Source organism: Serratia odorifera (genome assembly GCF_041448735.1).
Taxonomy (GTDB): Bacteria; Pseudomonadota; Gammaproteobacteria; order Enterobacterales; family Enterobacteriaceae; genus Serratia_F; species Serratia_F odorifera.
The window spans coordinates 94,851-106,498 of record NZ_JBGMUT010000010.1 but is presented as its reverse complement, the minus strand read 5'-3'; the positions used below and the strand labels follow the sequence as shown (position 1 = coordinate 106,498).

Here is an 11,648-nt window from a genome sequence, read left to right as displayed (position 1 = left end):
AATTTGCGAGCGAACGCGAAAAAACCTTCCTAAGTCACATTTTTTATGCAAATTAGGTAACAAAAGCAGAACGTAATCTGTTTAGAATGTCTGCTAAGGTTTTTTGTCATTTGTGAGCATACCTGCACGCCAACGCTGAACAGGCGACGTCAGCGAGGTCGGGTATTGCAGTAGTCGCGTTGGCATGGGGCTGGCGCAAGGAGAAAGGCGTTGGAACACAAGAAAGAACTATCCATGGCGACCATGAAAGACGTTGCCGAAATGGCGGGCGTTTCAACGGCTACCGTATCGCGTGCGTTGATGAACCCGGAAAAGGTGTCAACGCCGACGCGTCAGAAAGTGGAACAGGCCGTACTGGCCGTGGGCTACTCTCCCCATGCACTCTCACGCAACATCAAGCGCAACGAATCCCGCACCATCCTGGTGATCGTGCCGGACATCTGCGACCCGTTTTTCGCCGACGTGATCCAGGGGATCGAGCAGACCGCTGCGCAGCAGGGTTACCTGGTGCTGATCGGCGACTGCGCGCAGCAAAATCAGCAGGAACGCACCTTCGTTAACCTGATAATCACCAAACAGATTGACGGTATGCTGCTGTTGGGCTCCAACCTGCCGTTCGACGCCAGCAAGGAAGAGCAGCGCAACCTGCCGCCGATGGTGATGGCCAATGAATTTGCACCTGAACTGGAATTGCCGACGGTGCACATCGACAACCTCACTGCCGCCTTCGAAGCGGTGCACTATCTGCATCAGCTCGGCCACACGCACATCGCCTGTATCGCCGGGCCGGAGCAGATGCCACTCAGCCATTATCGTCTGCAAGGTTACATTCAGGCATTACGTCGTAATGGCATTACCGTCGAAAGCAGCTATATTACCCGGGGTGATTTCACCTACGAGGCAGGCGCGCAAGCGCTGGCGGCGCTGATGGCGCTGCCAAAACCGCCAACGGCGGTATTCTGTCACAGCGATGTGATGGCGATCGGCGTGTTGTCGCAGGCGAAGCGATTGGGCCTGCGCGTACCGCAGGATCTGTCGATTGTCGGGTTCGACGACATCAAGCTGGTGCAGTATTGCGACCCGCCATTGACCACGGTGGCGCAACCGCGCTATCAGATTGGTCAGCAGGCCATGTTACTGCTGCTGGAACAACTGCACGGACAGGCAGTCGCCAGCGGTTCCCGCTTATTGGACAGCGAACTGATCGTCAGAGGCAGCACCGCTGCTCCTAAACGCTAGTCAAATATTTTAGGGTTCAGTAACATGACGGACTTAATTCCTTATAAAGACACAGCGGAAGAATAGTGGCACAGAAAGACTATGTAAGCCGCGGGCGCTCTGGAGCGCGGCGCAAAACCCCCAGCCGTAAAAAAAGCAGTTCTCCGAAGGTATCTAAAACCGTGGTGGCGCTTGCTGTTGCCCTGCTGGTGATCTTTGTCGGTGGCCTTTATTTCATTACGCACAACAAACCGGACGACGCACCGCTGTTGCCTACGCACAGCAGCCGGCCGGGCAATGGCCTGCCACCGAAGCCGGAAGAACGCTGGCGTTATATCAAAGAGCTGGAAAACCGCCAGATTGGCGTACAGGCCCCGACCGAACCAACGGCCGGCGGTGAAGTGAACTCCAAAACCCAACTGACGCCAGAACAGCGCCAACTGCTGGAGCAGATGCAGGCAGATATGCAACAACGGCCGACCCAACTGAACGAAGTGCCGTACAACGATGCGATGGCGGCGCAGGGCAGTAGCCGCCAGCAGATGCAGCAACGGCAACAACAGTTGCAACAGCAACAACAGCAACAACAGCAGCAACAGCAGCAACAGCAGCAACAGCAGCAGGTGAACCAGCCACGTAATCCGTTCAACAGCGGTTCGGCTCCGGTGCAGCAACAGCCCAAGCCGGCCGTCACGCCGCCGGTGCAGACCAAACAGCCTGAAGCAAAACCGCAGCCTAAACCGGAAGCGAAGCAGGAAACCGCCAAGCAGGAATCGAAACAGCGCTGGATGGTGCAGTGCGGCTCGTTCCGCGCCACCGATCAGGCAGAATCGGTACGTGCCCGGCTGGCGTTTGAAGGCATTGAAAGTCGCATTACCAATGGCGGCGGCTGGAATCGCGTGGTGCTCGGGCCGTTCAGCAGCCGCGCTGCAGCCGATAAAACACTTTCGCGCCTGAAGGGCGTTGGCATGTCAAGTTGCATTCCCCTCTCCGTTGGGGGTTGAAAAGCGTTAATCCTCCCCCATCTATACTCTCAATATGCCTCGTAGTGCCGGTGCCGACCGGCGCTGCGAGGGCTTCTTTCCGTCTGCAACGAGGGTCTGCTCGTGACAACAATTGTAAGCGTACGTCGCAACGGCCAGGTGGTCATCGGTGGTGATGGCCAGGCAACATTGGGAAATACGGTGATGAAGGGCAACGTCAAGAAAGTACGTCGCCTGTACAACGATAAAGTGATCGCCGGTTTCGCCGGGGGCACCGCTGACGCCTTCACGCTGTTTGAGCTCTTCGAACGTAAACTGGAAATGCACCAGGGCCACCTGGTGAAAGCCGCCGTGGAGCTGGCAAAAGACTGGCGTACCGACCGTATGCTGCGTCGTCTGGAGGCCTTGCTGGCCGTCGCCGACGAGAACGCCTCGCTGATCATCACCGGCAACGGTGACGTAGTACAGCCTGAAAATGATTTGATCGCGATCGGTTCCGGCGGCCCGTACGCCCAGTCTGCCGCTCGCGCGTTGTTGGAAAATACCGATCTGGGCGCCCGCGACATCGTCGAGAAATCCCTCGGCATCGCCGGTGACATCTGTATCTACACCAACCATTTCCTCACTATCGAAGAATTGCCTTCCAAAGCGTAAGGACCGAATACTATGTCTGAAATGACTCCGCGCGAGATCGTCAGCGAACTGGACGGTTACATTATCGGCCAGAGCAAGGCCAAACGTGCCGTCGCCATTGCCCTGCGCAACCGCTGGCGCCGCATGCAGCTCAACGAAGAGCTGCGCCATGAAGTAACGCCAAAAAATATTTTGATGATCGGCCCGACCGGCGTCGGTAAAACCGAAATCGCCCGTCGCCTGGCTAAACTGGCCAATGCGCCATTCATCAAGGTTGAAGCGACAAAATTCACCGAAGTGGGCTATGTTGGTAAAGAAGTGGATTCGATTATCCGCGATCTGACCGATTCTGCGATCAAAATGGTACGCCTGCAATCGATCGAAAGAAACCGCACCCGCGCCGAAGAAATGGCCGAAGAACGCATTCTCGACGTGCTGATCCCGCCGGCCAAGAATAACTGGGGCCAGCCGGAAGAACACCAGGAACCGTCCGCCGCGCGCCAGGCCTTCCGCAAGAAACTGCGTGAAGGCCAACTGGACGACAAGGAAATCGAGATCGATCTGGCGGCTGCGCCGATGGGTGTCGAAATCATGGCGCCTCCAGGCATGGAAGAGATGACCAACCAGTTGCAGTCGATGTTCCAAAACCTCGGCGGCCAAAAGCAGAAACCACGTAAGCTGAAGATCAAAGAAGCCTTCAAACTGCTGGTGGAAGAAGAAGCGGCCAAGCTGGTGAACCCGGAAGAGCTGAAAGAACAGGCGATCGAAGCGGTGGAACAGCACGGCATCGTGTTTATCGACGAAATCGACAAAATCTGTAAGCGCGGCGAATCTTCAGGTCCGGACGTGTCCCGTGAAGGGGTGCAGCGCGATCTGCTGCCGCTGGTTGAAGGCAGCACCGTGTCGACCAAGCACGGCATGGTGAAAACCGACCACATTCTGTTTATCGCCTCCGGCGCATTCCAGGTGGCCAGCCCGTCGGATCTGATCCCGGAATTGCAGGGTCGTTTGCCGATCCGCGTTGAACTGCAGGCGTTGAGCACTGAAGACTTCGAGCGCATCCTCACCGAGCCGAACGCCTCGCTGACCGAGCAGTACAAAGCGCTGATGGCGACCGAAGGCGTGACCATCGACTTTACCGCCGACGGCATCCGCCGCATCGCAGAGGCGGCGTGGCAGGTCAACGAAAGCACCGAGAACATCGGCGCGCGCCGTTTGCACACCGTACTGGAACGTCTGATGGAAGATATCTCCTACGATGCCAGCGAAAGTAGCGGCCAGAGCATCACCATTGATGCGCAATATGTCGGTAATCATCTGGATGAGCTGGTAGCAGATGAAGATTTGAGTCGTTTTATCCTATAATCGCTCTATCATTGTCCTGTCAGTCAATTATATGGGAGGCATCGCCTCCCATTTTTTGGCCGGGACACCGCCACCTGACCTGCTGAAGCGAAAAATGAGCTCATCTATCACTACCACCCCGGCCCGAGCCTGGTTGGAAAGTTTACGACCACGTACCCTGCCGCTGGCTTTTGCCTCCATCGTTGTCGGTTCGGCGATCGCCGCCTGGCAAGACAGCCTGAAACCGGGTGTGGCGCTGCTTGCGCTGCTGACCGCCGGTCTGTTGCAAATCCTCTCCAATCTGGCCAATGACTACGGCGACGCGGTCAAGGGCAGCGATAACGAAGATCGCATCGGGCCGTTGCGTGGCATGCAAAAAGGCATGATTAGCCAGGCGCAGATGAAACGGGCGTTGGTGATTACCGTGGTGCTCATCGCCATTGCCGGCAGTTCGCTGATTGCGCTGGCCTGCGAAAAACCGAGCGACGTGGTCGGGTTCCTGGTATTGGGTGCGTTGGCGATCGTTGCAGCGATCACCTACACCGTGGGCAATAAGCCCTATGGTTATCTGGGGTTGGGCGACATTTCGGTGCTGGTGTTCTTCGGCTGGCTCAGCGTCGCTGGCACCTATTACCTGCAAACCCACCATTTCGACAGTGTCATTATGCTGCCGGCCACCGCCTGCGGTTTATTGGCGGCGGCGGTACTTAACATCAATAATCTGCGCGATATCGAAAGCGACCGTGCCAACGGCAAAAACACGCTAGCGGTACGTTTGGGGCCGACCAATGCCCGACGCTATCATGCGCTGTTGCTGGCCGGCTCAGTGCTGTGCTTCGCCCTGTTTACCCTGTTCAACCTCAGCGGCCCATGGGGCTGGCTGTTCGTACTGGCGGTGCCGCTGCTGTGGCGTCATGCCTTGCGCGTCGTGCGCGATCCGTCGCCGGCCGGTATGCGCCCGATGTTGGAACACATGGTCAAGGCCGCGCTGCTGGCCAATGTACTGTTCGCCATCGGCGTGGTGCTCAGTTAAAAACCGATGATTTTGCCAACATGGCAAATAAAGGGATATACTGGTTATTCCAGCGGCAAACAGACGTAAAATCCTATGAAATACGATACTTCCGAACTTTGCGACATCTATCATGAAGAGGTTAACGTAGTTGAACCTCTATTCTCCAATTTTGGCGGGCGTACTTCATTTGGCGGGCAGATCACTACGGTGAAATGCTTCGAGGATAACGGCCTGCTTTTTGACCTGCTTGAAGAAAACGGCCGTGGCCGGGTGCTGTTGATCGACGGCGGTGGTTCGGTACGCCGGGCGCTGATCAACGCAGAACTGGCGCGTCTGGCAACCCAGAACGAATGGGAAGGCATCGTGGTTTACGGTGCTGTGCGTCAGGTAGACGATTTGGAAGAGCTGGATATCGGCATCCAGGCGATGGCGGCCATTCCGGCCGGCGCGCCGAGCGAAGGCGTCGGTGAAAGCGATATCCGGGTTAATTTCGGCGGCGTCACCTTCTTCTCCGGTGACCATCTGTACGCTGACAATACCGGCATTATTCTTTCCGAAGATCCGCTCGATATCGAATAAGCAGCATCCCACCATGAAAAAGGGCGCCAAAGGCGCCCTTTCTGTATTGCCGAATAATCAGACTTCTTCCATCTTGCCCAGCAGCGCGCGCAGGCGGTCTTGCCATACGTGCTGTTCTTCTTTCAGCTGTTGGTTCTCACGTACCAGCGCATCGTGATTACCGCTGGCGTTCTGAACTTCCTGAGACAGGGTATTATTCTTCTCTTTCAGCTCTTCAATTTCCATCTGCAACAGCGTGATGGTATCGATCGCCTGCTGAACTTTTGCTTCCAGTTTTTCAAATACTTCAAATGACATTCTTCAGTCCCCTCATGATAGCAAGGCGTACATCTATAAGTAGCGGCCGCAGCAAAGGCTTGCAGCTACTGCGAATATGCATCGCGCCAAGTGACACGCGCTTTTATGGAAAACGCGCCTGTCTCGATAAAACGCTCTTTCGATAAAAACGATTGTAAGTAGCCTGCCTCTCACTGTCTAGCAACATACCGGCTCATCACGCAGTCTGTTGCAAATTTCCTACCGCTACCATCAGCAAAAACTGAAAAAAACGCCGCTCCGGGTTGGTGGTTTGTTAACAACCGACTAGGAAAAAGGAATAAGCACTGTGCTTTTTGGCCTAGAAAGATCACTAAACGACGCGAATTCGCTCAATTTTATGACGAAGCACACACATTTTGATTTCGCTATTTCTCGTTTATGTTCGTTAACGATAAATTTACATCACGTCCTCCGAATAAAATTGGACGAGATAAAAAAAACTGTACCCTAGGCTACCTGGCGCCACGCGCAGAGCCTATAAACCTCTAACCGCTGTTTGCAGGACAACAACATTATGAGCCAAACCACCAGTCCGACCTTAAAAGGCCAGTGCATTGCTGAATTCCTCGGCACCGGTCTGTTGATCTTTTTTGGCGTAGGCTGCGTTGCCGCATTGAAACTGGCCGGCGCCAGCTTCGGCCAATGGGAAATCAGCGTCATCTGGGGCTTCGGGGTCGCCATGGCGATTTATCTGACCGCCGCGATCTCCGGCGCTCACCTGAACCCGGCAGTCACGCTCGCACTGTGGCTGTTCGCCTGCTTTGATGGACGCAAAGTACTCCCCTACATCGTTGCTCAGGTGGCTGGAGCCTTCTGCGCCGCAGCGCTGGTCTACGGGTTGTATTACAACCTGTTCTTTGATTTTGAAGCGGCCCACCACATGGTGCGTGGCAGCAACGAAAGCCTGGATCTGGCCGGCATTTTCTCCACCTATCCAAACCCGCATATTTCCGTGATGCAGGCGTTCCTGGTGGAAACCGTCATTACCGCGATCCTGATGTGCCTGATCCTGGCGCTGACCGACGATGGCAACGGCGTGCCGCGCGGCCCGCTGGCGCCTTTATTGATCGGTATTCTGATTGCCGTTATCGGCGCGTCTATGGGACCATTGACCGGCTTCGCGCTCAACCCGGCGCGTGACTTCGGTCCGAAAATGTTCGCCTACATCGCCGGTTGGGGTGAAGTGGCCTTCACTGGCGCACGTGACATCCCTTACTTCCTGGTGCCAATCTTTGGCCCAATCCTTGGCGCAGGTCTGGGTGCCTTCGGCTACCGCGCATTGATTGGTCGTCATCTGCCTTGCGATGTTTGCATCGAGGAAGACGAGCCCGCCGCCAAGACCCAGCAGCGCAAAGCGTGATTGGCGCAGTTTTAAATGGTTAACAACAGCAGGAATAAACCATGACCACAGCTAAAAAATTTATTGTCGCTCTCGACCAGGGAACCACCAGTTCACGCGCCGTCGTGATGGATCATGACGCCAATATCGTGGCAGTCTCACAGCGCGAATTCACCCAGGTGTACCCGAAAGCGGGCTGGGTAGAACACGACCCGATGGAAATCTGGGCGTCACAAAGCTCAACGCTGGTTGAAGTACTGGCCAAGGCCGATATCAGTTCCGATCAGATTGCCGGCATCGGCATCACCAACCAGCGCGAAACCACCATCGTCTGGGAAAAGGACACCGGCAAGCCGATCTATAACGCCATTGTCTGGCAATGTCGCCGTACCGCAGAAATCTGCGAACAGCTCAAGCGCGACGGCCTGGAAGAGTACATTCGCCATAACACCGGTCTGGTGGTTGACCCCTACTTTTCCGGCACCAAGGTAAAATGGATCCTCGACCACGTCGAAGGGGCGCGCGAACGCGCCAAGCGCGGCGAACTGCTGTTCGGTACCGTCGACACCTGGCTGGTGTGGAAAATGACTCAGGGTCGGGTGCACGTTACCGATTATACCAATGCCTCGCGCACCATGATGTTCAACATTCATGAGCTGGACTGGGACGATCGCATGTTGCAGGCGCTGGATATTCCGCGCGCCATGCTACCGAAAGTGCGCCCGTCTTCTGAAATCTACGGCCAGACCAACATCGGCGGCAAAGGCGGCACGCGCATCCCAATCGCCGGCATTGCCGGTGACCAGCAGGCAGCGCTGTACGGCCAACTGTGCGTTCAACCGGGCATGGCCAAGAATACCTACGGCACCGGCTGCTTCCTGTTAATGAACACCGGCACCGAAGCGGTAAGCTCCAGCCACGGCCTGCTGACCACCATCGCCTGCGGCCCGCGCGGCGAAGTGAACTATGCGCTGGAAGGCGCGGTGTTCATCGGCGGTGCCTCCATCCAGTGGCTGCGTGACGAGCTGAAGCTGATCAGCGACGCCACCGACTCCGAATACTTCGCCAGCAAGGTGAAGGACAGTAACGGCGTATACGTGGTGCCGGCCTTCACCGGCCTCGGCGCGCCTTACTGGGATCCGTACGCCCGCGGCGCCATCTTTGGCCTGACTCGCGGCGTGAACAGCAACCACATCATCCGTGCGACGCTGGAATCCATCGCCTACCAAACCCGCGACGTGCTGGACGCCATGCAGGCAGACTCCAACACCCGTCTGCAATCGCTGCGCGTCGACGGTGGCGCGGTGGCCAACAACTTCCTGATGCAGTTCCAGTCAGATATTCTCGGCACCCGCGTAGAGCGCCCTGAAGTACGGGAAGTTACCGCGCTGGGTGCTGCCTTCCTCGCCGGTCTGGCGGTCGGGTTCTGGAACGATCTGGACGAAGTGAAGAGCAAGGCGGTCATTGAACGCGAGTTCCGCCCAAGCATCGAAACCACCGAGCGTAACTACCGCTATAGCGGTTGGAAGAAAGCGGTGGCACGTGCCCAGGCATGGGAAGAACACGAATAAGCGCCACCGCGTATCCTTCTGAACAAACGCTGCCTGCGGGCGGCGTTTTTTTTTGCCTCGCCCCGCCGGCACCCCGCTGTGGTAGACTTTGTCGATATTTTCTTCCTTCTCACTGACAGGTTCTGCCATGAAACGTGAATTAGCCATCGAATTTTCCCGCGTGACCGAAGCTGCCGCTCTGGCCGGCTACAAGTGGCTGGGGCGCGGCGACAAAAATGCCGCCGACGGCGCCGCCGTCAACGCCATGCGCATTATGCTCAATAAGGTGGATATCGATGGACGCATCGTGATCGGCGAAGGGGAAATCGATGAGGCACCAATGCTGTATATCGGCGAACAGGTTGGCAGCGGCTACGGCGACGCGGTGGATATCGCCGTCGATCCCATCGAAGGCACCCGCATGACCGCCATGGGCCAGTCCAACGCGTTGGCGGTACTGGCGGTGGGCGATCGCGGTACGTTTCTGCACGCGCCGGACATGTACATGGAAAAGCTGGTAGTAGGGCCGGCCGCACACGGTGCCATTGACCTCAACCTGCCGCTGGCGGAAAACCTGAAAAACGTCGCCGCGCGCCTGGCCAAACCTCTGGCACAGCTGACGGTGATTACGCTGGCGAAACCACGCCATGAGGCGGTTATTGCGCAAATGCAGCAACTGGGCGTCAAAGTGTTCGCCATTCCCGACGGTGACGTGGCGGCATCGATTCTCACCTGCATGCCGGAAAGCGAAGTGGATGTGATGTACGGTATTGGTGGCGCGCCGGAAGGGGTTATTTCGGCGGCGGTGATCCGCGCGCTGGATGGCGATATGCAGGCTCGCCTGCTGCCGCGCCATCAGGTGAAGGGCGACAGCGCGGAAAACCGGCGCATCGGTGAAGAAGAGCTGACACGCTGCAAGGAAATGGGCATCGAAGCTGGCAAGCTCCTGCGGCTGGACGACATGGCGCGCAACGATAATGTGATTTTCGCCGCTACCGGCATCACCAAAGGCGATCTGTTGGAAGGCATTAGCCGCAAGGGCAATATGGCCACCACGGAAACGCTGCTGATTCGGGGCAAGTCCCGTACCATCCGCCGTATTCGCTCGACCCATTACCTCGATCGCAAAGACCCGGCGCTGCACCCGTTCCTACTGTAGTCAGCGGCCACCGCCGCCCCTGGGCCAGGCCTGCCTGGCCTGCCTGGCCTGCCAGCATCAGGCGGTGTGCCCCTGGTGCTGCATCCGATTGGACAGCGGCCACCAGCACAGCAAAATCAGCAGCGCCATGGCAAACATCAACAGACCCAGACTGAACTGCCCGGTCTGCGGCAGCATGGCGGACAGCCATGTCGCCAGCCCGGACCCCATGTTTTGCATACCGCCCACCAACGCGCCCGCGGCACCGGCCAGATAGGGGAACGGCTCCATCGCGCCGGTGGTTGCCAGCGGGAACAGCATGCCGGCACCAAAGAAGAACAGCGCCGCCGGTACGATCAATGTCCAGATGTTCATCACCCCGAACCAACCGGGGACCCACATCATCAGGCCTGCCAGCAGACAACTGATCACCGAATGCCACATCAGGCTGTGGAAGGTCTTGCCGTCACGGCCGGCATACCAGGCGCCAAAAAAGGCCGCCGGGATCGGCAGAATAAACAGAATGCTAACGGTCAGCCCGCTCAGCCCCAGCACCCCGCCCATCAATACGCCGCAGCTGGCCTCAAACACCGCAATACCCGCCAGCGCGCCAATCAGCATCACCAAGTAACAGCTGAAGGTACCGTCACCCAGCAGTTGGCGAAAACTGGCCAGCATGCGGCGCTTTTCCGTTTGTTGCGGCCGCGTTTCCGGCAACCAGCGCAACATGGCAAACGCCACGCCGACGCACAGCACCAGTAGAAACGCGTAGCAGGCACGCCAACCGAACATCATCGCCAGCGCACCGCCGATCACCGGTGCCAACAACGGGCTGACCAGAATCCCCATATTCAGTAAGCTGTTGGCGTAGCGCAGCGCGCTGCCGGCATACAGATCGCGCGGCATGGTGCGCGCCATCACCCCGGCAACGCCGGTGCCCATCCCCTGGATCGCGCTGGCGGCCACCAGCATCGTCAGGCTACTGGCCATCAAGGCACCCGTCGCGCCGACGATAAATATCACCATCCCCGCCAAAATCACCGGGCGGCGACCAATACGGTCCGACAGCGGGCCGTAAATCAGCTGGGAAAACCCGTAGGTCATCAGATAAGCCGCCATCACCCGCTGTACTGCACCGTTAGGTACCGACAGGTCGTGAGCGATATCGGCAATGGTAGGAACATAAATGGTTTGCGCCATCTGGCCGACGGCCACCAGCAGGATCAACATCACCAACAGGTGAAAATTTTCTAATTTTCTCATTATCTTCGTTAACGTATTAACTCGCCAAAACCGCCTGTGCAGGTATCGTTGTCCGACGCCGATGCCGCCAGCCCTTTATCGCGGCATAAGCTAACAAATCTATTTTTTTTAGCGAGTTTCCTGCAAACTTTGATCGCGCTCACACTGGCAGCAATGCCGACCAGCGTCGTAAATTAAACTGTACGACTCGCCCCGGCCGATACCCAAGCCACACTTGCAGTAGCTCCGCTTTAGCATTTAATCGATAATTCTTTTCATCATCTTGAAA

Annotated in this window: 11 protein-coding genes; 9 read left to right on the top strand and 2 right to left on the bottom strand. The window is 57.1% G+C overall.

Annotated elements, in window-relative coordinates; genetic code table 11:
• Window positions 1-210 precede the first annotated feature (210 nt).
• The 6 genes from cytR to rraA all read left to right on the top strand — a co-directional run bounded on the left by cytR (window position 211) and on the right by rraA (window position 5,772).
• Window positions 211-1,239, top strand: coding sequence for a DNA-binding transcriptional regulator CytR (cytR, locus tag ACCC84_RS19720; protein WP_198773832.1), 1,029 nt, complete (start codon window positions 211-213; stop codon window positions 1,237-1,239).
• Between the two features lie 65 nt (window positions 1,240-1,304).
• A complete protein-coding gene (gene ftsN / locus ACCC84_RS19715) occupies window positions 1,305-2,222 on the top strand; it encodes a cell division protein FtsN (protein WP_371902186.1) in 918 nt (305 codons plus the stop codon).
• A gap of 102 nt (window positions 2,223-2,324) precedes the next feature.
• Entirely contained in the window at window positions 2,325-2,855 is a 531-nt protein-coding gene (gene hslV, locus ACCC84_RS19710) for an ATP-dependent protease subunit HslV (protein WP_039991409.1), read from the top strand.
• A 12-nt stretch (window positions 2,856-2,867) separates the two neighbouring features.
• Window positions 2,868-4,199, top strand: coding sequence for an ATP-dependent protease ATPase subunit HslU (gene hslU, locus ACCC84_RS19705; RefSeq protein WP_004956505.1), 1,332 nt, complete (start codon window positions 2,868-2,870; stop codon window positions 4,197-4,199).
• A gap of 94 nt (window positions 4,200-4,293) precedes the next feature.
• Window positions 4,294-5,211 (top strand): 1,4-dihydroxy-2-naphthoate polyprenyltransferase, encoded by a 918-nt coding sequence (locus ACCC84_RS19700; protein WP_039991411.1) that lies wholly within the window; start codon window positions 4,294-4,296, stop codon window positions 5,209-5,211.
• 75 nt (window positions 5,212-5,286) lie between these two features.
• Complete coding sequence (gene rraA, locus ACCC84_RS19695; protein WP_004956507.1) at window positions 5,287-5,772, top strand: ribonuclease E activity regulator RraA; 486 nt, start codon at window positions 5,287-5,289, stop codon at window positions 5,770-5,772.
• 57 nt (window positions 5,773-5,829) lie between these two features.
• On the opposite strand, the gene zapB is transcribed toward rraA, so the two are convergent.
• The gene (zapB, locus tag ACCC84_RS19690) at window positions 5,830-6,069 is read right to left on the bottom strand and encodes a septal ring assembly protein ZapB (protein ID WP_004956509.1); all 240 of its coding nucleotides are present in this window, start codon (window positions 6,067-6,069) and stop codon (window positions 5,830-5,832) included.
• Window positions 6,070-6,604: 535 nt separating this feature from the next.
• Here zapB and ACCC84_RS19685 point away from each other — a divergent pair.
• The 3 genes from ACCC84_RS19685 to glpX all read left to right on the top strand — a co-directional run bounded on the left by ACCC84_RS19685 (window position 6,605) and on the right by glpX (window position 10,138).
• Window positions 6,605-7,450 (top strand): MIP/aquaporin family protein, encoded by an 846-nt coding sequence (locus ACCC84_RS19685; RefSeq protein WP_004956510.1) that lies wholly within the window; start codon window positions 6,605-6,607, stop codon window positions 7,448-7,450.
• Between the two features lie 41 nt (window positions 7,451-7,491).
• The gene (gene glpK, locus ACCC84_RS19680) at window positions 7,492-9,000 is read left to right on the top strand and encodes a glycerol kinase GlpK (protein WP_004956511.1); all 1,509 of its coding nucleotides are present in this window, start codon (window positions 7,492-7,494) and stop codon (window positions 8,998-9,000) included.
• A gap of 127 nt (window positions 9,001-9,127) precedes the next feature.
• Window positions 9,128-10,138 (top strand): class II fructose-bisphosphatase, encoded by a 1,011-nt coding sequence (gene glpX / locus ACCC84_RS19675; protein WP_004956512.1) that lies wholly within the window; start codon window positions 9,128-9,130, stop codon window positions 10,136-10,138.
• Window positions 10,139-10,195: 57 nt separating this feature from the next.
• Here the strand turns inward: glpX and emrD are convergent, their stop codons facing one another.
• A complete protein-coding gene (emrD, locus tag ACCC84_RS19670) occupies window positions 10,196-11,380 on the bottom strand; it encodes a multidrug efflux MFS transporter EmrD (protein WP_198773835.1) in 1,185 nt (394 codons plus the stop codon).
• Window positions 11,381-11,648 lie beyond the last annotated feature (268 nt).

What these genes read in the sequence shown, in the direction of transcription:
- hslU (WP_004956505.1), top strand. Translation starts at nt 2,868, where the DNA reads ATGTCTGAAATGACTCCGCGCGAGATCGTCAGCGAACTGGACGGTTAC.
- emrD (WP_198773835.1), bottom strand. Translation starts at nt 11,380, where the DNA reads ATGAGAAAATTAGAAAATTTTCACCTGTTGGTGATGTTGATCCTGCTG.
- glpK (WP_004956511.1), top strand. Translation starts at nt 7,492, where the DNA reads ATGACCACAGCTAAAAAATTTATTGTCGCTCTCGACCAGGGAACCACC.
- ACCC84_RS19685 (WP_004956510.1), top strand. Translation starts at nt 6,605, where the DNA reads ATGAGCCAAACCACCAGTCCGACCTTAAAAGGCCAGTGCATTGCTGAA.
- rraA (WP_004956507.1), top strand. Translation starts at nt 5,287, where the DNA reads ATGAAATACGATACTTCCGAACTTTGCGACATCTATCATGAAGAGGTT.
- glpX (WP_004956512.1), top strand. Translation starts at nt 9,128, where the DNA reads ATGAAACGTGAATTAGCCATCGAATTTTCCCGCGTGACCGAAGCTGCC.
- ACCC84_RS19700 (WP_039991411.1), top strand. Translation starts at nt 4,294, where the DNA reads ATGAGCTCATCTATCACTACCACCCCGGCCCGAGCCTGGTTGGAAAGT.
- zapB (WP_004956509.1), bottom strand. Translation starts at nt 6,069, where the DNA reads ATGTCATTTGAAGTATTTGAAAAACTGGAAGCAAAAGTTCAGCAGGCG.